This is a genomic window from Streptomyces sp. NPDC059851 (genome assembly GCF_042732005.1).
In the GTDB taxonomy this organism is placed as follows: domain Bacteria; phylum Actinomycetota; class Actinomycetes; order Streptomycetales; family Streptomycetaceae; genus Streptomyces.
In genome coordinates, this window is record NZ_JBHWJJ010000006.1 from 83,085 (window position 1) to 102,581 (window position 19,497).

22 protein-coding genes are annotated in these 19,497 nt (G+C 74.1%); 15 read left to right on the top strand and 7 right to left on the bottom strand.

Annotation, left to right across the window (positions count from 1 at the left end; genetic code table 11):
- The first annotated feature begins 205 nt into the window (after positions 1-205).
- The 4 genes from ACFV7Q_RS03225 (at position 206) to ACFV7Q_RS03240 (ending at position 3,979) form a co-directional block, all read left to right on the top strand.
- A complete protein-coding gene (locus ACFV7Q_RS03225; protein WP_114054011.1) occupies positions 206-400 on the top strand; it encodes a hypothetical protein in 195 nt (64 codons plus the stop codon).
- 24 nt (positions 401-424) lie between these two features.
- Positions 425-1,321: an N-acetyl-1-D-myo-inositol-2-amino-2-deoxy-alpha-D-glucopyranoside deacetylase gene (gene mshB / locus ACFV7Q_RS03230; RefSeq protein ID WP_385423005.1), complete on the top strand. Its 897-nt coding sequence runs from the start codon at positions 425-427 to the stop codon at positions 1,319-1,321.
- Positions 1,318-1,701, top strand: a complete 384-nt coding sequence (locus ACFV7Q_RS03235; RefSeq protein WP_385423007.1) for a DUF6113 family protein — start codon at positions 1,318-1,320, stop codon at positions 1,699-1,701. The genes mshB and ACFV7Q_RS03235 overlap by 4 nt, the downstream gene beginning before the upstream one ends.
- A gap of 346 nt (positions 1,702-2,047) precedes the next feature.
- Positions 2,048-3,979, top strand: a complete 1,932-nt coding sequence (locus ACFV7Q_RS03240) for a hypothetical protein (RefSeq protein ID WP_385423009.1) — start codon at positions 2,048-2,050, stop codon at positions 3,977-3,979.
- A 112-nt stretch (positions 3,980-4,091) separates the two neighbouring features.
- On the opposite strand, the gene ACFV7Q_RS03245 is transcribed toward ACFV7Q_RS03240, so the two are convergent.
- Positions 4,092-4,883 (bottom strand): transglutaminase-like domain-containing protein, encoded by a 792-nt coding sequence (locus ACFV7Q_RS03245; RefSeq protein ID WP_385423011.1) that lies wholly within the window; start codon positions 4,881-4,883, stop codon positions 4,092-4,094.
- On the bottom strand, positions 4,880-5,860 hold the full coding sequence (locus tag ACFV7Q_RS03250) for a GNAT family N-acetyltransferase (RefSeq protein WP_385423013.1): 981 nt from the start codon (positions 5,858-5,860) through the stop codon (positions 4,880-4,882). Before ACFV7Q_RS03250 ends, ACFV7Q_RS03245 begins: the two co-directional genes overlap by 4 nt.
- A 117-nt stretch (positions 5,861-5,977) precedes the next feature.
- Here ACFV7Q_RS03250 and fdxA point away from each other — a divergent pair, with 117 nt between their 5' ends.
- Together fdxA and dapC are read left to right on the top strand one after the other, a co-directional pair.
- A complete protein-coding gene (fdxA, locus tag ACFV7Q_RS03255) occupies positions 5,978-6,304 on the top strand; it encodes a ferredoxin (RefSeq protein WP_114054017.1) in 327 nt (108 codons plus the stop codon).
- A gap of 185 nt (positions 6,305-6,489) precedes the next feature.
- A complete protein-coding gene (gene dapC, locus ACFV7Q_RS03260; RefSeq protein WP_385423016.1) occupies positions 6,490-7,584 on the top strand; it encodes a succinyldiaminopimelate transaminase in 1,095 nt (364 codons plus the stop codon).
- Between the two features lie 103 nt (positions 7,585-7,687).
- Here dapC and ACFV7Q_RS03265 read toward each other — a convergent pair whose 3' ends face one another.
- Positions 7,688-8,089 carry an ATP-binding protein gene (locus tag ACFV7Q_RS03265; RefSeq protein WP_385423018.1) on the bottom strand — a complete coding sequence of 134 codons (402 nt, stop codon included), beginning with the start codon at positions 8,087-8,089 and terminating at the stop codon, positions 7,688-7,690.
- Between the two features lie 238 nt (positions 8,090-8,327).
- The gene (locus tag ACFV7Q_RS03270; RefSeq protein WP_385423020.1) at positions 8,328-9,305 is read right to left on the bottom strand and encodes a hypothetical protein; all 978 of its coding nucleotides are present in this window, start codon (positions 9,303-9,305) and stop codon (positions 8,328-8,330) included.
- An 85-nt stretch (positions 9,306-9,390) separates the two neighbouring features.
- Here ACFV7Q_RS03270 and dapE point away from each other — a divergent pair, with 85 nt between their 5' ends.
- Entirely contained in the window at positions 9,391-10,470 is a 1,080-nt protein-coding gene (dapE, locus tag ACFV7Q_RS03275; RefSeq protein ID WP_385423022.1) for a succinyl-diaminopimelate desuccinylase, read from the top strand.
- A 64-nt stretch (positions 10,471-10,534) separates the two neighbouring features.
- Positions 10,535-11,302: a TIGR00730 family Rossman fold protein gene (locus ACFV7Q_RS03280; RefSeq protein ID WP_385423024.1), complete on the top strand. Its 768-nt coding sequence runs from the start codon at positions 10,535-10,537 to the stop codon at positions 11,300-11,302.
- Between the two features lie 63 nt (positions 11,303-11,365).
- Here ACFV7Q_RS03280 and folP read toward each other — a convergent pair whose 3' ends face one another.
- Positions 11,366-12,226, bottom strand: coding sequence for a dihydropteroate synthase (folP, locus tag ACFV7Q_RS03285; RefSeq protein WP_385423026.1), 861 nt, complete (start codon positions 12,224-12,226; stop codon positions 11,366-11,368).
- Between the two features lie 116 nt (positions 12,227-12,342).
- Between folP and ACFV7Q_RS03290 the strand changes: the two genes are divergently transcribed.
- A complete protein-coding gene (locus ACFV7Q_RS03290; RefSeq protein ID WP_385423028.1) occupies positions 12,343-12,741 on the top strand; it encodes a DivIVA domain-containing protein in 399 nt (132 codons plus the stop codon).
- Complete coding sequence (locus ACFV7Q_RS03295) at positions 12,738-13,325, top strand: DNA-3-methyladenine glycosylase I (RefSeq protein ID WP_385423029.1); 588 nt, start codon at positions 12,738-12,740, stop codon at positions 13,323-13,325. The genes ACFV7Q_RS03290 and ACFV7Q_RS03295 overlap by 4 nt, the downstream gene beginning before the upstream one ends.
- Before the next feature lie 78 nt (positions 13,326-13,403).
- Here ACFV7Q_RS03295 and ACFV7Q_RS03300 read toward each other — a convergent pair whose 3' ends face one another.
- Entirely contained in the window at positions 13,404-14,204 is an 801-nt protein-coding gene (locus tag ACFV7Q_RS03300) for an enoyl-CoA hydratase/isomerase family protein (RefSeq protein ID WP_385423031.1), read from the bottom strand.
- Positions 14,205-14,548: 344 nt separating this feature from the next.
- Here ACFV7Q_RS03300 and ACFV7Q_RS03305 point away from each other — a divergent pair, with 344 nt between their 5' ends.
- Both ACFV7Q_RS03305 and ACFV7Q_RS03310 read left to right on the top strand, forming a co-directional pair.
- Positions 14,549-14,716, top strand: a complete 168-nt coding sequence (locus tag ACFV7Q_RS03305) for a DUF3117 domain-containing protein (protein WP_003966491.1) — start codon at positions 14,549-14,551, stop codon at positions 14,714-14,716.
- Positions 14,717-14,940: 224 nt separating this feature from the next.
- Positions 14,941-15,558 (top strand): hypothetical protein, encoded by a 618-nt coding sequence (locus ACFV7Q_RS03310; RefSeq protein ID WP_385423033.1) that lies wholly within the window; start codon positions 14,941-14,943, stop codon positions 15,556-15,558.
- A 60-nt stretch (positions 15,559-15,618) separates the two neighbouring features.
- Here the strand turns inward: ACFV7Q_RS03310 and ACFV7Q_RS03315 are convergent, their stop codons facing one another.
- The gene (locus tag ACFV7Q_RS03315; RefSeq protein WP_385423035.1) at positions 15,619-16,281 is read right to left on the bottom strand and encodes an O-methyltransferase; all 663 of its coding nucleotides are present in this window, start codon (positions 16,279-16,281) and stop codon (positions 15,619-15,621) included.
- A 218-nt stretch (positions 16,282-16,499) separates the two neighbouring features.
- On the opposite strand from ACFV7Q_RS03315, the gene sigE reads away from it, so the two are divergent.
- The 3 genes from sigE to ACFV7Q_RS03330 all read left to right on the top strand — a co-directional run bounded on the left by sigE (position 16,500) and on the right by ACFV7Q_RS03330 (position 19,466).
- Entirely contained in the window at positions 16,500-17,279 is a 780-nt protein-coding gene (sigE, locus tag ACFV7Q_RS03320) for an RNA polymerase sigma factor SigE (protein ID WP_385423073.1), read from the top strand.
- Complete coding sequence (locus ACFV7Q_RS03325; RefSeq protein WP_385423037.1) at positions 17,276-17,953, top strand: zf-HC2 domain-containing protein; 678 nt, start codon at positions 17,276-17,278, stop codon at positions 17,951-17,953. The genes sigE and ACFV7Q_RS03325 overlap by 4 nt, the downstream gene beginning before the upstream one ends.
- A gap of 127 nt (positions 17,954-18,080) precedes the next feature.
- Positions 18,081-19,466, top strand: coding sequence for a S1C family serine protease (locus tag ACFV7Q_RS03330; RefSeq protein WP_385423039.1), 1,386 nt, complete (start codon positions 18,081-18,083; stop codon positions 19,464-19,466).
- Positions 19,467-19,497 lie beyond the last annotated feature (31 nt).

A 19,497-nucleotide genomic window follows, 5' to 3' on the forward strand; every position in this document is an offset into this window, starting at 1 on the left:
ACCGGCCGGGGGGCCCGTTCGTGCTCCCCGGCCGGCCACCCCCGTGACCCTGTGCATGCGCGGCGTGCGCCCCTCGTGCTGCCGGAATTCGATCGATGCGCTGGTACGGAAAGTTATGATCCGTAGCGCACGGTGGGTATGACTCCGCCGAGCACTGAGTACGAGTACGCGTACCGATGTCCGCTCGTCGTGGAGGTGAAACGCCGTGGCACTCTCGATCTCGGCCGTGGTGCTGCTGGCGATCGTCGTCTTCCTGCTGGTCCGCCGGTCGGGCCTGAAGGCGGGACACGCCGCTGTCTGTGTGCTCCTCGGTTTCTATCTCGCGAGCTCGACCATTGCGCCGACGCTCACCCAGCTGACCTCGAACGTGGCGAGCATGATCAGCGGCCTCAAGCTGTAGGCCGTTGCTCGTTAGTCTTGCCCCATGAACGGTCTTCCCGCCCGTCGTCTGCTCCTCGTGCACGCACACCCGGACGACGAGTCGATCAACAACGGCGCCACCATGGCCAAGTACGCGGCCGAGGGCGCCCACGTCGCGCTGGTGACCTGCACCCTCGGCGAGGAGGGTGAGGTCATCCCGCCCGAGCTCGCCCACCTGGTGGCCGACCGCGACGACACCCTCGGCAGCCACCGCATCGGCGAGCTCGCCGCGGCGATGACGGAACTCGGGGTCGCCGACCACCGGTTCCTCGGCGGGCCCGGGCGGTTCCGCGACTCCGGGATGATGGGCGTCGAGCAGAACCGCCGCCCCGGCTCCTTCTGGTCGGCGGAGGTCGACGAGGCGGCCGCGTACCTGGTCGAGGTCGTCCGCGAGCTGCGCCCGCAGGTCCTCGTGACCTACGACCCCAACGGCGGTTACGGCCACCCCGACCACATCCAGGCCCACCGGGTCGCCATGCGTGCCGTGGAGCTGGCCGCCGAGCCCGCCTACCGACGCGACCTCGGTGACCCGCACGCGATCGAGAAGGTCTACTGGAACCGGGTGCCGCGCTCGGTGGTCGAGGAGGGCTTCGCCCGGCTGCACGCGGCCGGCGCCAAGAAGCCCTTCCCGGGGGTGGCTTCGCCGGACGACGTGCCCGGCGTCGTCGCCGACGAGCTCATCACCGCGGAGATCGCCGCGGACGAGTCGGCCGTGGCGGCCAAGGCGGCCGCGATGCGGGCGCACGCCACCCAGATCGCCGTGGACGGGCCCTTCTTCGCGCTCTCCAACGACCTGGCGCAGCCCCTGTTCGCCCGCGAGTACTACGAGCTGGTCCAGGGCCGCCCCGGCGCCCCCGCGGGCGAGCGGGAGCGCGACCTGTTCGCGGGGGTCGGCGCATGACCCGGGCGTGGACCGCGGGGCGGATCGCCGCCCTCCTCGGGCTGTTGGTGCTCGGCGTGCTGACCGGTCTGGCCGGCTGGGCCGTCGTCGACCTGTGGTTCCCGGCCGGGGTGGCGCTGGCGCTGCTGGCCCTCTTCGGGCTGTTCCTCGGCGGCCGGATCGTGACCGGGACGGGCATCGGGGTCGGCGCCGCGGCGGCCGGCTGGTTCCTGGCGTACGTGGCCCTGGGCGTCCCGCGCCCCGAGGGGGACTTCCTGTTGAGTTCGTCCGGAATCGGCATGTACGTCTACCTTTTGGGCGGAACCGTCGCGGCTGTGATGTGTGCCACCCTGCGCAACCCGTTCGACCAGCCCGTTTCGGCCGCGCCGCCCGCCAAGTGACAGGCCGTTGAACTCGGGCGGGGTGCCCGCTGCGGGGGATTGGGACCTGCGGGGACCGGTGTGCGCCGGGGGCTTGGAGGGGGCGAAGGGGAACCTCGGATTCCCCTAGGTCAGTTGCGTTCGGGCCGCGGCCAGTATGGTGGTCGGGCCGCCGAGCTGCCCGCGCGCACGGTATGACGGGCGGCGGAGCCAACCGGGAGAACCTGCCTTGAGTCGTGAAACCGACAGTCCGACCTCCGGGCCCCAGGGGCGCGGAGGAACCGCATACCCCTCGGGTACCCAGCCGTACGGAACCGGCCAGCACCCGTCCGCGGACACAGCGGCGACTGCCTCGGAGGAGAACTCTGTGACCTCGAACCCGTCCACGCCCGACACCGACGGGCCGAAGACCGAGACCACCCTGACGACCCGGATCCGGATCAACATCCCGGGTTCGCGGCCGATCCCGCCGGTGGTCGTACGCAAACCGGTCGCCGCCGAGGCGGAGAAGGCCCGGGACGCGCAGGCCGAGCCGCCGGCCGTGCCCGCGCGCCCGTCGGCGCCCGCGTCGCCCCGCGCGCTGACCGCCGGGCCGGCCGCGCACGCCCCCGGCAACGCCGCGCCCGCCGCGCCCCCCGTGTCCGCCGCTCCGGACGGGCCCGCGGGGCCCGCCGAGCCGGAGGACGCGGGGAACAACTGGTTCGCCCCCCGCAAGTCGAGGGCCGCCGCCCCCGCCCCGGCCGCGCCCCTGCCGACCCGCGGCCCGGCCGCGTCCGCACCCGCCCAAAGCCCGCTCCCCGACCGCACGCCCCCCCCGCCGGCCCGGCCCGGTGCGGCCGCGCACGGCGGCGCCCCGGCGGCCGGCTTCACCCCGGGCGCCCCTGCCGCCCCCGGCCGCGGCCCCGGCGTCCCGGCCCAGGACTTCCCCGGCGCCCCGCAGACGACCGCCCCGGCCGGCCCCGGCTTCGCCGGCCCGGGCTTCGACGACCCGGCCTTCGGCGGCCCCGGCGCGCCCGGCGGGCCCGGCGCCGAGGCCACCCAGGGCTTCCCGGCCTTCCCCGGCGATGGTGGACCCGCCACCGAGCCGTTCCCCGCCTTCGACGCCCCCGCGGGCCGTGGCGGCCCCGCCGGTCCGGCCGGACCCACGGGCGGCCCCGCCCTGGGCAGCGCCCCGCTGGGCGCCCCGCGCGCCGACGAGGCCCCGCGCTGGCCCGGACCGGACCTGGACGACCCGATGGCCGCCCCGGTTCCCCCGCCGGGCCCGGGCGCCACGGCAGGCGCCTCCGCCCCGCGCGGCCCCCGGCCCGCCCCGGCGCGCCCGGCCGCGCCGAAGCCCGCCCCCAAGCCGACCAAGGTGGCCAAGGCCCGATCCAAGCTGGTCCTGGTCGGCGGTGGCGTCTTCGCCCTGTTCGGCGTCGCCTACGGCGCCGGGCTGCTCCTGAACCACTCGGACGTCCCCAAGGGCACCACCGTCCTCGGCGTCGACATCAGCGGCAGCCGCGACGAGGCCGTCGCCAAGCTCCAGACGGCCTTCGGCAACCGCGCCGCCAGCCCGCTCCAGGTGAGCGTCGCCGGCAAGCAGGCCGAGCTCAAGCCGGAGAAGGCGGGCCTGTCCCTCGACGCCCAGACCACCGTCCGCAACGCCGCCGGCAGCGACTACAACCCCGTCACGGTCATCGGCTCGCTCCTCGGCAACGAGCGCGTCGCCGACCCGGTGCTGCCCGTCGACGAGGAGAAGCTCCAGGTCGCGCTGCAGGAGCTGGCGGGAACCGCCGGCACCGTCACCGAGGGCACCATCAAGTTCGACACGGGCAAGGCCGTCGCCGTGCCCGGCAAGGCCGGCACCACCCTCGACGCGGGCGCCTCCGCCGACCTGGTCACCAAGGCCTTCCGCGAGATGGTCGCCACCGGCAAGACGACCCCCGTCGAACTCCCCACCGCCAACAAGGAGCCGGCCGTCGGCCAGGCCGAACTGGACCGGGCCATGAAGGAGTTCGCCGAGCCCGCCATGTCGGGCATCGCCACCGTGAAGGCGGGCCCCAAGTCCCTCGCCTTCGGCCCCAAGTCCCTGCCCAAGATCCTCAGCATGCAGGTGGTGGAGGGGCGCCTGGTCGAGAAGTACGACCTCGAAGCGCTCAAGACGACGTACGGCAACACCTTCGACGGCGTCCTGATCACCCGCGGCACCGGCGAGAAGACCCCCGTCACCCCGCAGGACGTGGCCGGAGCCCTCGGCAAGGCCCTGCGCGGCAAGACCGCCGCCGAGCGCACCGCGACGATCGACACCAACCCCAGCTGACGGCCGGCCGGCCGGAGCCCTCGGCCGGCGGCAGCGCGGCCCCCGTTCCCGGACCCGGGACGGGGGCCGCGCGCGTCGTGGGCCCCTCCCGGCGCCGGGCCGGCGCGGGCCGTCAGTTGAGCAGGGCGCGGGCCGAGAGGGCCTCCGACCTGATCCGCGCCGCGGCCTCGGCGTCCACCGCCGAGACCACCTCCGCGTACGCTTCCAGCTCCGCCGCGCCCGTACGGAACTCCCCGCGCTCCACGAGCAGCCGGGCCCGCTCGTAGCGCAGCGACGCCGGATGCGAGGGCAGCAGCAGCGACAGGTCCAGCGACCACAGCGCGACCGCCGACTGCTCGGGCCGTGCCGAGGCCCACACCCGGATGTTGTTCAGGATCCGCAGGACGATCTCCAGCGTCCCGGCCGGGGTGCGCGGCCCGGCCGCGAGCTCCGCCGGACCCGTGCCCGGCGACGCGCCGCCGGCGAAGGGGTCCACCACGACGCCCTCCTCCGGATCCCCGAAGCCCACCACGAAGTGCCCGGGCAGCCCGAGCCCGTACACGTGCGCACCCGCCCGCCGCGCGACCTCCATCCAGACCACCGACAGCAGGATCGGCAGGCCCCGGCGGCGCCGCAGCACCTCGTGCAGCAACGAGGACGACAGCCTCCCGTAGTCCGCGGGCGTGCCGTGGAAGCCCATTCGGCCGCCCAGCAACTCCGTCACCGCCGCGGCCCAGGCCCGGGCGCCGTGCAGCCCGTACGGCAGCATGCCCGCCAGCCGGTCCAGCTCGATCTGCGACCGGTCCATGGCCCGTTCGTCGAGCTCCGGATCCGCCTCGGCCGCCAGCAGCAGGCACAGCACCGCCAGGTCGGGCCGCTCCGAGCGGGCCTCCTCGGCGAACAGCTCCCGGTTCCACGCCGTCATCGTGCCGCCCGGTAGTGGTGGTAGGCGTGGTGCGGCGCGAAGCCCATGCCCTCGTACAGGGCCCGGGCCGCCGCGTTGTCCGTCTCCACCTGGAGCCAGGCCGCCGAGGCGCCCTCGTCGAGGGCCCGTGCCGCCAGGGCCGCCATCACCGCCGTCGCCAGGCCCTCGCGCCGGTGCGCCGGGTCCACCTCGACGGCCGCGAAGCCGGCCCACCGGCCGTCGGTGACGAGCCGGCCGATCGCCCGCCCGGGCACCGTCGCGAACCAGACCGACGGGCCGGCGACCAGCACCCGGCGGGCCACCGCCGGGTCGGCCACCCGCCCGTACCGCCCGAGCCACTCCTCGTCGGGCGTGCGGGACAGCAGCACCTGCGCGGTGTCCGCGGCCGTGTCCGCGAGCGGTGCCAGCGCCGCGATGCGCACCTCGGCCGACACCTCACGGACCCAGCCCCGCCGCTCCAGATCGGCGCACAGCACCTCCTGGGTGCCGGCGGCCCCCGTGGCGGCCTGCACATACGCCGGAAGTCCTCGTTCCGCGTACCAGGACGTCACCCGCGCGAGTGCTTCGTCCAGCGGCACCCCGGGATCGCCGAGCGGCAGCACCGAATTGGCCCGCCGGGTGAATCCGGCGGCCGCGCGCAGCGTCCACCCGCCCAGCGGCTCGCTCTCCAGCGGCTGCCAGGCCCGCGCCCCGACCCGCGCCAGCTCCTCGAACGAGGCCGCGGGCCCCCTCCGCCGGGCCGGCGCGGCGGGCACCACCTTGCCCGCCACCAGCGACGATTCCGCGATGCGGACGGACTCGCCGCTCTTTCGTGTGATCGTCAGCACACCTTGGTCCCACGATGTGAGAACCCCTACCGTATCGGTGAACGCGGGCGCAGCCTTCGACCCGCTTTCCACCCGTCGTACGGAGACTCGTTTACCCACGTCAGCCGGGGTGATACGGATCTCCAGCAGCCCGCCGGCCGTGATTTCCACAGCTCTGTCCGCCCCTCCTGTTCGGATCGTGCCCGGGAACGGAGATACTAGGCGTGGGCATCGACGACGCCGCGCTCCCGCGCGATATGGACAGCCCTACCGAGGAGGAACGAGAGCGTGACCTACGTCATCGCGGAGCCTTGTGTCGACGTCAAGGACAAGGCATGCATCGAAGAGTGCCCCGTCGACTGCATCTACGAGGGCCAGCGGTCCTTGTACATCCACCCGGACGAGTGCGTCGACTGTGGTGCCTGTGAGCCGGTCTGCCCGGTCGAGGCCATCTTCTACGAGGACGACACTCCGGAGGAGTGGAAGGAGTACTACAAGGCGAACGTCGAGTTCTTCGACGAGCTCGGTTCGCCCGGTGGTGCCTCGAAGCTGGGCCTGATCGAGCGGGATCACCCCTTCATCGCCGCGCTGCCGCCCATGGGCGAAGGCCACTGACGGCCGCCGCCCACGGCAGAACGCGACTCTCGGTCCCGTACGGCCCCCGTGCCGGGCGGGACCGAGCCGTTTGTCCCCAGTCCCGGCACGCCGTCCCGCCGGTCCCGGCCGGCAGCCCCGGCAGGTAGTTACGGCAGGCAGTTCCGGCAGGCAGTTCCGGTCCGCACGAGAGAGCAGAGAGCACCGTGGCCGCAGTATCCGCACGTCTTCCCGTCTTTCCCTGGGACAAGCTGGAGCCGTACAAGGCGACGGCCGCGGCGCACCCGGACGGCATCGTCGACCTGTCCGTCGGCACGCCCGTGGACCCGGTGCCCCAGCTGATCCAGAGCGCCCTGGTCGCGGCCGCCGACTCCCCGGGCTACCCCACCGTGTGGGGCACGCCCGCGCTGCGCGACGCGATCACCGGCTGGCTGCGCGGCCGGCTCGGCGCGAGCGCCGCCGGACACCGCAACGTCCTTCCGGTCGTCGGCTCCAAGGAGCTCGTGGCGTGGCTGCCGACCCAGCTGGGCCTGGGCGCCGGCGACAAGGTCGCCTACCCGCGGCTCGCCTACCCCACGTACGAGGTGGGGGCGCGGCTGTGCGGGGCCGAGGCCGTCGTCTACGACGACCCGACCGAGCTCGACCCGGCCGGCATCAAGCTGCTCTGGCTGAACTCCCCGTCCAACCCCACCGGGAAGGTCATCCCGAAGGAAGAGCTCGTCCGGATCGTCGCCTGGGCGCGCGAGCACCGCATCCTGGTCTTCAGCGACGAGTGCTACCTGGAGCTCGGCTGGGAGTCCGAGCCCGTCTCGGTCCTCCACGACGACGTGTGCGGCGGCTCGTACGAGGGCCTCGTCGCCGTCCACTCCCTGTCCAAGCGCTCCAACCTGGCCGGCTACCGGGCCGCGTTCATCGCCGGCGACGCGGACGTCCTCGGCGAGCTGCTGGAGATCCGCAAGCACGGCGGCATGATGACACCCGCCCCGGTGCAGGCGGCCACGGTGGCGGCGCTCGGCGACGACGCCCACGTCGAGGAGCAGCGCGCCCGCTACGCCGCGCGCCGCGAGGCGCTGCGCACGGCACTCCAGGCGCACGGCTTCCGGGTGGACCACAGCGAGGCCAGCCTCTACCTGTGGGTGACCCGCGACGAGCCCTGCTGGGACACCGTCGCCCACCTCGCAGCGCTCGGCATCCTCGTCGCGCCCGGCGACTTCTACGGCGAGGCGGGCGCACAGCACGTGCGCGTCGCGTTCACGGCCACGGACGAGCGCGTCGAGGCGGCCGTCAAGCGGCTCGCCTGACGCGGCTGCCCGTAGCGCGGGCGGCCGCTCCGCGGACAGCACGGACCGAGGGGGCCGGGAGTGTGAACTCCCGGCCCCCTCGGTCCTTCGGAACGGGCGGAGGTCAGCCGCCCAGCGGCAGCCCCTGCAGCGGCAGGGAACCCACCGCGTCGGCCGGCACCGCGCCGGTGAGCTGGCCGGCCGGCACGGCGTCGGTCGGCAGGCCCTTGGCCGGGAGCCCACCGAGCAGCCCGCCCGCGGTGCCCGCCACCTCGGCGGGAGCGCCGGGCAGGGCCTTGGCCGCGGTGTCCGCGACCGAGGTCGCGGCGGCCCCGCCGGTGCCGACCGCGTCGTTCGCGGTGGCGGTGGCGTCCGCGGTCTCCGGGGCGGTGAGCGCGCCCAGCTGGGGCACGGCCGAGTCCAGGCCCGCGGCGCTGGCCGCGCCGGCCGCACCGACCACGGGAGCGGCCCCGGCTGCGAGCAGCAGCGCGGAACGGGCGATCCGGCGGGTCAGGGGGAGGGACATGTTGCTCCTAAGCGGTAGCGGCTGAGTACGCCCCTACAACCGCTCCCGGGGCGGGACGGGTTGCGGACCCGTTAGGTAAAGGATCGGCAACGCATCGTTTAATCGGCTTCCGGGAAAAGCGCATTGGATGCGCGCCGACCAGGCATTCCGTGCCTGCCGGGGCCCCCGGTGGGGCCCTTCGCGTGACCCCCGCACGAGTGACGCCCCGTACGCACGGACGGGGCGCCGATGCGGCGTGTCAGCCCTTCACGAAGATCCGGATCTCGCCCGGCGCCGCGTTGCGCGGATCGCCGTCGCCCGACTTCCCGGGGCCGCCCTTCTCCTGCCAGCGGCCCTTCTTCTCCCCGGCGATCCAGCCCCGCTGGTCGTAGGAGACACGCACGATGTTCATCCCGCGGGCGTTGGCCACCGCCCAGCCCGCGATCGCCCGGCTGCCGCGCACCGCGGGCTCGCCGCCGTCCCGCTTCTCCACCACCGTGACTTCGGGCTCCTTGAGCGGCCCCGGACCTGCGGCCTCCCCGGTCCGGGAGGGCTCCGCGGGACTGATGTGCAGCCCGCCCCCAGCGAAGATCCGGTTCAGCTCCGCCCGGACCTTCTGCGGGTCGCCCGGATCGGTCGGCGCCGGCCCGCCGCAGGTGAGCTCGCCGGCGCCGGCGAAGGCGGCCGTCAGGACGGTCGCGTCCGGCTCGTGCTTCGCGTACGCCTGCGGGTAGCCGCTCAGCTGCACCTTCTGCGCGGCCTCCGTCAGCGGCAGCCGCGAGTACCCCTTCACCTTGACCAGCCGGTCGTAGAAGATCCCCGCCGAGTAGACCGGGTCCCTGATCTGCTCGGGCGTGCCCCAGCCCTGCGAGGGCCGCTGCTGGAACAGCCCCAGGGAGTCCCGGTCGCCGTGGTCGAGGTTGCGCAGGGCCGACTCCTGCATGGCGGTCGCCAGGGCGATGGTCACGGCCCGGTCCGGCAGGCCCTTGGCCACGCCGACGGCGGCTATCGTCGCCGCGTTCGCCGCCTGTTCGGGGGTCATGTCGTAGGTGCGGCGGGAGTCTCCGCCGGGAGCGTCCCCGGCCAGATCGGAGGCCGTGCAGTGCGGCGCGCCGCCGCCCCCCAACGACTCGAACCGCACGACGAGGTAGCCGACGAGGGCGAGCAGGACGCACAGGCCGGCGGCCGTACGGAGCCGACGGCGGCGGCGGGGGCGGGGAAGATCGCTCTGGGACACGCGGCCCACCGTACTTGAGCCACGTGTCGCGTCCAGTGAGCGGACGTGAGACGTTCGCCGCAGCCGTGCGGGTTAGGGTCGGGACATGTCCGAATCCGAGCTGGACCTCACCCTGGACGCAGCCGAGCTGACCGCCCGGCTGGTCGACATCCCGTCCGTGAGCGGCGACGAGAAGGTCCTCGCCGACCTGGTGGAGCACGCCCTGCGCGGCCTCCCGCACCTCACGGTCGACCGGTACGGCAACAACGTCGTGGCCCGCACGCACCTCGACCGGGCCGAGCGCGTCGTCCTCGCCGGCCACCTCGACACCGTGCCGATCGCCGGCAACGTCCCGTCCCGCCTCGACGAGAACGGCGTCCTGTGGGGCTGCGGCACCACCGACATGAAGTCCGGGGTCGCCGTACAGCTGCGCATCGCGGCCACCGTGCCCGAGCCCAACCGCGACCTCACCTTCGTCTTCTACGACCAGGAGGAGGTCGCCTCCGACCTCAACGGCCTGGGCAAGGTCGCCGCCGCCCACCCGGACTGGCTCGCCGGCGACTTCGCCGTCCTGCTGGAGCCCTCGAACGCCGAAGTCGAGGGCGGCTGCCAGGGCACCCTTCGGGTGCTGCTGCGCACCGCCGGCGAGCGCGCCCACTCCGCCCGCAGCTGGATGGGCTCCAACGCCATCCACGCGGCGGCCCCGATCCTGGCCCGGCTGGCCGCGTACGAGCCCCGGAGGCCCGTCATCGACGGCCTGCGGTACCACGAGGGCCTCAACGCGGTCCGCATCGACGGCGGCGTGGCCAACAACGTCATCCCCGACGCGTGCACGGTGACGGTCAACTTCCGCTACGCCCCCGACCGCAGCGAGGACGAGGCCATCGCCCACGTCAAGGAGGTCTTCGCGGACTGCGGCATCGCCGAGTTCGTCGTCGACGACTCCTCCGGCGGTGCCCTGCCCGGCCTGTCCCACCCGGCGGCGGTCGCCTTCATGCAGGCGGTCGGCGGGCGGGCGATGCCCAAGTTCGGTTGGACGGACGTCTCCCGCTTCAGCGCGCTCGGCGTCCCGGCCGTCAACTACGGCCCGGGCGACGCCCTGCTGGCGCACAAGGTCGACGAGCGGGTGGATACCAAGGCGATCCTGCACTGCGAGGAACGACTTCGCGCCTGGCTGACCTCCTGAATTCCGCTTCCCTTCACCTTCGTGCGCCTAGGCTGGGCCAACGATCAGCAGGAGGGAGCACATCATGGGCAACCACCGCAATTCCGACGGGATCGCCCGCCGGCGCCCCGAGGAGCAGCAGCTCGGGCCGGTACTGCGCAGGCGGGGCCAGGTGCAGGCGGGCAGCACGACGGACCAGCGGCTGCTGGACTCGGCCGGTCCCACCGAGTGGGTGCACACCGATCCCTGGCGGGTGCTGCGCATCCAGTCGGAGTTCATCGAGGGCTTCGGCACACTGGCCGAGCTGCCGCCCGCGATCAGCGTGTTCGGTTCGGCGCGCACGCCCGCCGGCTCGCCGGAGTACGAGGCCGGGGTCCGGATCGGCAGCGCGCTCGTCGAGGCCGGCTTCGCGGTGATCACGGGCGGCGGCCCGGGTGCGATGGAGGCGGCGAACAAGGGCGCCCGGGAGGCCAACGGCATCTCGGTGGGCCTGGGCATCGAGCTGCCCTTCGAGCAGGGGCTCAACGCGCACGTCGATCTCGGCCTGAACTTCCGGTACTTCTTCGTCCGCAAGACGATGTTCGTGAAGTACAGCCAGGGGTTCGTGGTCCTGCCGGGCGGACTCGGCACGCTGGACGAGCTGTTCGAGGCCCTGACCCTCGTCCAGACCCAGAAGATCACCCGGTTCCCGATCGTGCTGTTCGGCACGGAGTACTGGAGCGGCCTGGTCGACTGGCTGCGCAACACGGTGGTCGCACAGGGCAAGGCCTCCGAGCGCGACCTCTACCTCTTCCACGTCACGGACGACGTGGAAGAGGCGATCGCCCTCGTGACGAAGGAAGTCGGCAAGTAGCCGGACCCGCCGCTGCCCCGGCCGGGGCAGGGTCGTCGGCCGGGGGCCGGTGCCTGGGCCTGCTCAGGCCAGTCCCCGGCGGGCCACCGCGGGCTCCCGCAGGCCCTGGATCGAGCGGACCATCTCCAGGACCTGCCGGGTCTCGGCGACCTCGTGGACGCGGTAGACCTGCGCGCCCAGCCAGGCCGAGACCGCCGTCGTGGCCAGCGTGCCGAGCAGACGCTCCTTGACCGGCCGGTCGAGGGTCTCGCCGACGAAGTCCTTGTTCGACAGCGAGACCAGCACCGGCCAGCCCGTCTCCGTCATCTCCGCCAGGCGCCGGGTGGCCTCCAGCGAGTGCCGGGTGTTCTTCCCGAAGTCGTGGCCCGGATCGATCATGATCGCGTCCCGCCGGACGCCGAGGGCCGCGGCCCGCTCGGCCAGGCCCACCGTGACCCGCAGGATGTCCGCCATCACGTCCTCGTATCCGGTCCGGTGCGGCCGGGTCCGCGGCTCGACACCGCCGGCGTGCGTGCAGACCAGACCCGCGCCGTACCGGGCGGCGACCTCCGCGAGCCGCGGATCCACCCCGCCCCAGGCGTCGTTGAGCAGGTCCGCGCCCGCCTCGCAGACGGCCTCGCCGACCTCGTGCCGCCAGGTGTCCACGCTGATCACCACGTCCGGGTGGCGACGCCGGACCTCGGCCACGAAACCGACCGTGCGCCGGGCCTCCTCGGCCGCGTCCACGTGCTCGCCCGGACCGGCCTTGACCCCGCCGATGTCGATGATCGCCGCGCCCTCGGCCACCGCCTGCTCCACCCGCTCCAGGGCGGGCTCGTCGCGGAACGTCGCACCCTGGTCGTAGAAGGAGTCCGGCGTGCGGTTCACGATCGCCATGATCACCGGCTCGTGGGTGTCGAACTCGCGCCTGCCCAGTCGCAGCATCCCGTTCTTTCCTCCTCAGGCGGCCCGTGCGCCGCGCCTGTGACCTTAACCTGGTGGTCGGAGTGGTCCCCAGCTACCGCTGGGAGGTGCCCCCAGAGTCTCTCAGGGAGTCGATCGTGTTCTGGTTCTTGCTGATCGCGCTGGTCGGGGTCGTCGCCGCGGTCACCCTGGCGGTGGTGAGCGGCGGCTCGGAGCCCGTACTGCCCGAGGCGGAGCCGGACCGCGTCGCCGACGCGCTGCCCGAGAGCCGTCCGGTGGTGCCCGCCGACATCGACGCGCTGCGGCTGCCCGTGGCGCCCCGTGGCTACCGGATGGCCGAGGTGGACGACGTGCTGGAGCGGCTCGCGGCCGAGCTGGCCGAGCGCGACGCGCGGATCGCCGAGCTGACGGCGGCGACCGCCGCGCACCGCGACGTCCCGGTCGCGGCCGACACCGACACCGCCGCCGCCCCGGCCGGGACGGCCGACCGCCCGTCGGAGCCGACGGCGGTCGACCTGTCCAAGGACGCCCGGTGACCGCCCTCGCCGGACCCGACGGGGGCCTGCGCTGCCCGTGGGCGCTGTCCACCGAGGACTACATCGCTTACCACGACACCGAATGGGGCCGCCCGGTGCACGGGGACGACGCCCTGTACGAGCGGCTGTGCCTGGAGGCCTTCCAGTCGGGGCTGTCCTGGTTGACCATCCTGCGGCGGCGGGAGGGCTTCCGGAAGGCCTTCGCCGACTTCCGGATCGCCGCCGTCGCCCGCTTCGACGAACACGACGCGGCACGGCTGCTCACCGACGAGCGGATCATCCGCAACCGGGCCAAGATCGAGGCGACCCTCGCCAACGCCAAGGTCCTCGCGGAGTGGGAGCCCGGCGAACTCGACGACCTCATCTGGTCCCACGCCCCGGAGCCGGGCCGGCCGGCCCCGCAGGACGTCTCCGAGGTCCCGGCCGTGACGCCCGAGTCCACCGCCCTGGCCAAGGCCCTGAAGAAGGCCGGCGTCCGCTTCGTCGGCCCCACCACCGCCTACGCCCTGATGCAGGCCTGCGGCCTGGTCAACGACCACCTGGCCGCCTGCGCGGCCCGTACCCCGGCGGCCCCCGCGGCCTGACGGGGTGGGTGCGGGGCGTCCGGCGGACCGGGCGGCCGGGCGCCGGACCGCCCCGTGCCCGCTAGCGCCCCGTGCCCGCTAGCGCCCCGTGTACTTCGGCTTCTCCTTGGCGAGGAAGGCCGCGACCGCGATCGCGTGGTCCTCGGAGGCACCCGACCGCGTCTGCAGCTCGTCCTCCTTCTCCAGCGCCTCGGCGAGCGAGCGCCCCGCCCCGTACGCCAGCGCCTCCTTCAGCCCGGCGTAGGCGACGGTCGGACCGTCCGCCAGCCGCCGGGCGACCCCGGCGGCGGTGTCCGCGAGCTCCGCCGCCGGCACGAGCCGGTTGACGAGGCCGAGCTCCTCCGCCTCCTGCGCGGAGATCGACCGCGGGAACAGCAGCAGGTCCGCCGCCCGGCTCGGGCCGACCAACCGCGGCAGGGTCCAGGACAGCCCGGAGTCGGCGGACAGCCCGACCCCGGCGAAGGCGGTGGTGAAGCTCGCCGTGTCGGCCACCACCCGGTAGTCCGCGGCCAGCGCGAAACCGAAGCCCGCCCCGGCAGCGACGCCGTTGACCCCGGCGACCACCGGCTTCGGCATCTCCGCGATCGCCCGCACGATCGGGTTGTAGTGCTCGCTCACGGTGCTCAGCGCATTGCCCGAGCCGGACTGCCGGGCGGCCTCCAGGTTCCCGACGTGCTCCTTCAGGTCCTGGCCCACGCAGAAGGCCCGCCCGGTGGCGGTCAGCAGGACCGCCCGCACGGCCGGGTCGGCGCCCGCCGCCTGCAGGGCGTCCCGGAGGGCGACCTTCAGCTCCGTGTTCAGCGAGTTCATCGCGTCCGGGCGGTTCAGCGTGATCGTCGCGAGCCCGTCGGTCACGTCGTACAGCACGGTGTCGGCCATGGCAGGTGGTGTCCCCTCCGTCGCGGACCCGGCCAGCGATCGGTACTGGCCGGTACAGGGCCAGCATGGCGGAGATCGTCGGATCGGGGCATGTGATGTGCGTCAAAGAATCGCGTGGCGTCCCCCGGAGCCGCGCGCGGGAGCGGCGGCGAAGTATCGCAGTTGGATCCCCGAAATGAGTGGTTTTGGCAGAGCGCGTTGCGCAAGCGTTCCCGGCTGATGTTGGTCATCGGGTCCTGACATGCGGGATAATGGCCGGGAAGCAATGTGTTCGATGCCGGCTTCCAGGCGCCTGAATGGGGCCGTCGGCTGACGATGAGCTGGTTTCAGGAAGGGGAACGAGCATGGCGGCCATGAAGCCGCGAACGGGCGACGGCCCGCTCGAGGTCACCAAGGAGGGGCGGGGCATCGTCATGCGCGTACCGCTCGAGGGCGGCGGTCGGCTGGTCGTCGAGCTGACGCCGGACGAGGCGGACGCCCTGGGTGACGCCCTGAAGAAGGTCGTCGGCTGACCCGTCGGCACCACCTGCACACTCTGCATGCTCTGCGCTGCCCCGGCCGCCGCGATCCGCGGCCGGGGCAGTGTTGTGCCGGGCGCTCCGGGTGAGCGGCCCTTCCGCCCCGCCCCGCCCTGCCTTCTCTTGCGCCTCTTCCGCGCGTCCTTCCCCGTCCTCTTTCCGTCCGCGCTCCCGCCGTCCGCAGCGCCGTGCGGGCTGCGCCTGCCGAGAGCCGAGCCGTGACCTTCACCGCCGCCGCCCCGCCCGCCTTCGCCGACTGCACCCCCCGCCAGAAGGCCGCCCGGGTCCTCACCGACGTCCTGGCCCCGGCCAACCTCGTGGTCGCCCTGCTGCTGGCCGTCGGCTGGCACAGCACCGGCTCGTGGACGGGGCTCGGCTGGGGTCTGCTCGCCGCCCTGTTCTGCGGGGTGGTGCCGATCGGGATCATCCGGCTCGGCGTGAAGCGGGGCGCCCTGACCGACCAGCACATCCGGGTGCGCCGCCAGCGGGTCGTGCCGATGGCGCTGAGCCTGGTCTCCGTCGCCGCGGCGATGGCCCTGGGCCATGCCCTCGGGGCGCCGCGCGAGGTGTTCGCACTGGTCGTCGCCATGCTCGTCGGATTGGTCTCGTCCCTGCTGGTGACCCTCGGCTGGCAGATATCCCTCCACATGTCGGTGGCGGGCGGGGCCGTCATGATCCTGATACTGGCCTTCGGGGCCCCGCTGCTCCTCGCGGCGCCCGTCGCCGTGGCCGTGGGTTGGTCCCGGCTGGTCCTCAAGGCGCACACGCTCGGCCAGGTCCTGGCCGGCACGGTGCTCGGCACCGCGACCGCGCTCACCTTCGCGCTGCTGCGCTGACGCCGGCGGAGCCTTCGAGGACGCCCCGACGCCCCGCCGTCCCGGCCCGGGGGAGCCGGGTCAGCGTCGGACCGCGCAGAGCAGGCCGTCGCCCACCGGCAGGAGGGCCCCCTCCAGTGCGGGGCTCTCCCGGACGCTGCGCAGCAGTTCCCGGACCCGGAGCACCTCGGTCTCCTGGGCGGAGGAGTCGACCGTACGCCCGTCGCAGAAGACCCCTTCGAAGCACACCAGCCCGCCGGGGCGCAGCAGCCGCAACGATTCGGCGAGGTAGTCGAGGGACTCGGCGGGATCCCCGTCGCAGAACACGAGGTCGTACCCGCCGTCGGCGAGTCGGGGCAGCACGTCCAGCGCGCGGCCGGGGATGAAGCGGGCGCGGTTGCCCGCGAAGCCGGCGGCGCGGAAGGCCTGGCGGGCGAAGGCCTGACGGTCCGCCTCGGGGTCGACGGTGGTCAGTACCCCGTCCGGGCGCATGCCGTGCAGGAGGTGGATGCCGGAGACACCGGTCCCGGTGCCGATCTCGGCGACCGCCTTGGCGTCCGCGCTGGCGGCGAGCAGGCGCAGCGCGGCCCCGGTGCCCGGGGAGACGGAGCGCAGGCCCGCTTCCCTGGCCCGGTCGCGGGCCCACCGCAGAGCGTCGTCCTCGGCGACAAACGCGTCGGCGAACGCCCAGCTCGTCTGCCGGTTGCCGGTAATGACCCTCTCCTGTCCCCGTAGTTGGCGCAACGGTGACTGTATCCGCTGACGTCGGGAACCCGCAGATGGGACCGTGCGTTGGACCTGTCGACGGCGAGGCGCCGACGAGCGAGGCAAAAGGGGCGTACGGGCGGGACGGGACCGGGACGGATGCGGACGGCACCGGGCAGACCGACGTCCGGGCCCCTCCGCACCGCGGGCAAAGATAAGGCAAAAAAGCTTATCCGGAGCTGACGGGAGGGGTGGCTATGGTAGGGGCTCCACTGGACACCACCAGAGCCGATAGGGGAGGTGCGGCTGCGCCTGTGGATCGGCGAGGCGTATTCAGGCGTCTCTTCTGGTCGGCGGGTGAGCCGAAATCCGTGACCGACATTGCTGACCGCATCCACACCGACGACACCGCAACCACCGCGACCTTTGCCGCCGATGCGGGCTCGCAGGCGTGGAACCCTCCCACGTGGGAGGAGATCGTCAGCACGCACAGCGCGCGCGTCTACCGCCTCGCCTACCGCCTGACGGGCAATCAGCACGATGCCGAGGACCTGACGCAGGAGGTCTTCGTCCGCGTCTTCCGCTCGCTGTCCACGTACACGCCGGGCACGTTCGAGGGCTGGCTGCACCGGATCACCACCAACCTCTTCCTCGACATGGTCCGCCGCAAGCAGCGGATCCGCTTCGACGCGCTCGCCGAGGACGCCGCCGAGCGGCTGCCGAGCCGCGAGCCCTCCCCGCAGCAGGTGCTCCACGACACCCACTTCGACGCCGATGTGCAGCAGGCGCTGGACACCCTCGCGCCCGAGTTCCGCGCGGCCGTGGTGCTCTGTGACATCGAGGGCCTGTCGTACGAGGAGATCGCCGCCACGCTCGGCGTGAAGCTGGGCACCGTGCGCAGCCGTATCCACCGGGGCCGTTCGCACCTGCGCAAGGCGCTCCGGCACCGCTCCCCCCAGGCGCGCGCGGAGCAGCGTGCGCTGGCCGGGGTCGCGGTGGGTGTCCCGGGTTCCGGGGGAGAGGGCGGGGCCGAGTGAGCGGAGTCAGCCCGTCTCCCGCCGAGCAGCACCTGGGGGACCGTCTTGCCGCCCTGGTCGACGGGGAGCTGGACCATGACGCGCGCGAGCGTGTCCTGGCGCACCTGGCCACGTGTGCCAAGTGCAAGGCCGAAGCCGACGCGCAGCGCCGTCTGAAGACCCTGTTCGTGGAGAGCGCCCCGCCGCCGCTGTCGGCCGGGCTGCTGGCGCGGCTGCAGGGGCTGCCCGGTGAGGGTCCCGACGGGCCGTCCGGGCCGTCGGGACCGCCCGGGCCGCCCGGCGCCTTCGGGTACACGGCCCCCGTGCCGGCACAGGAGGGCTTCCGGATACACGAGGTGGGCCGGCCGCGGCGCCGCTTCGCGTTCGTGGCGGCCGGGGCGGTGTCCCTGGCGGCGTTCGCGCTGGGCGGGGCGCTGCCGCTGGAGCTGGTCGAGCCGAACGTGCGGGGCGAGGCCCCGGCGTCCAGGCGCTCCGCCGTGCCGGCGGCCCCGATGTCCGGGGCCGGTCCGGGGCCGGGCACCGGCTCGGGTCCCGCCGTGTCCGTGGCCGACGCGGTGGTCCGCGACCGGGAGCCGCGGTCCGGGATCCCCGCCAGCCCGCGTCCCACGGGCCCGCTGCCGCCGGTCCACCCCTCGGCGTCCGCCACCCCGCGCCCGGTCTCGCTGCTCCGCTGACCTCTGCGGGGCCGGGTCTGGCCGGGGGTCGGGGTGGCCGGTAGCCGCCCCGGGCCGGGCACCCGCCTGGTTGAATCTGCGGCAGGCGCGCCGCCCGGCGGTGCCACGGGAAATCGGGGGAGCGCCCATGGCCGACCAGAAGCAGTCCGACCCGGCTCCGTCCTGGTGGAGCCGCCCCGCCGGGCCGCCCCCCGGGCCCGCCACCGACCCCGAGGCCGCGGCCGGGCCGGCGCAGGGCGCGGAGCACGGAGCGGACCACGGAGCGGGCGCGCCACCCGTGCCCGTGCCCGGGGTCGCCCCGGTCGGCCCGGACGCCCCGGAGGCCCCCGTCCCCGCTTCCGCGCCGGGGCCGGCGTACGACCCGTGGAGCGCCACCCCGCTCCAGGTCGCCGACCGGGGGAGACCGGCAGCCGGCGGGCCCGTGGTGCGGCTGCGTCACGTGCTGGCCCTCGGCCTCGGCGTCGCCCTTCTCGCCGGCGGCACCGGTGCCTGGCTCGGGGTACTCGCCGAGCGCCGCAGCAGCACCCGCCTCGAACTCCCGCAGGCCGCCGTCAACGGCAAGGGCCGCGCCCCCGACAGCGTGGCCGGGATCGCCGCCACCGCACTGCCCGGCGTCGTCACCCTGCACGTCCGCGGCGCCTCGGGCGGCGGCACCGGCACCGGCTTCGTACTCGACCCGCAGGGCCACATCCTCACCAACCACCACGTCGTCGCGGGCGCCAAGGACGTCACGGTCACCTTCAGCACCGGCGAGAGCGTCGGCGCCGAGCTGGTGGGCCAGGACAGCGGCTACGACCTGGCGGTGGTCCGGGTCGACGGGGTGCGCGGCCTGCGGCCGCTGACCCTCGGCAACTCCGAGGACGTGCAGGTCGGTGATCCGGTGGTGGCCATCGGCGCCCCCTTCGACCTCTCCAACACCGTCACCGCCGGCATCATCAGCGCCACCGGCCGGCCCATCACCGCGGGCGGCGACAAGGGCGACGGCAGCGACATCAGCTACGTCGACGCCCTCCAGACCGACGCCCCCATCAACCCCGGCAACTCCGGCGGCCCGCTCCTGGACGCCAGGGCCCGCGTGATCGGCATCAACAGCGCCATCCGCGGAGCCGAGAAGGCCGGCGCCGAGCGGCAGAGCGGCAGCATCGGCCTCGGCTTCGCCATCCCCGTCAACCAGGGCAAACGGGTCGCCGAGGAGCTCATCCGCACCGGCCGGGCCACCCACCCGGTGATCGGCGTCACCCTCGACATGGAGTACACCGGCGACGGCGCGCGTGTGGGCAGCCGTGGCGAGGGCGGCAAGCCCGCCGTCACCCCCGACGGGCCCGCGGCCCGCGCCGGGGTCAAGCCGGGCGACGTGATCACGAAGGTGGACGGCCGGCGCGTGCACGGCGGCGACGAGCTGATCATCAAGGTCCGCGCCCACCGGCCGGGCGACCCGCTCAGCCTCACCGTGCTCCGCGACGGCCGCGAGCACACCTTGGCCCTGGTCCTCGGCTCGGCGAACGGATCATGACGATCGGGGGAAAGCACGGCTGATGTAGCAC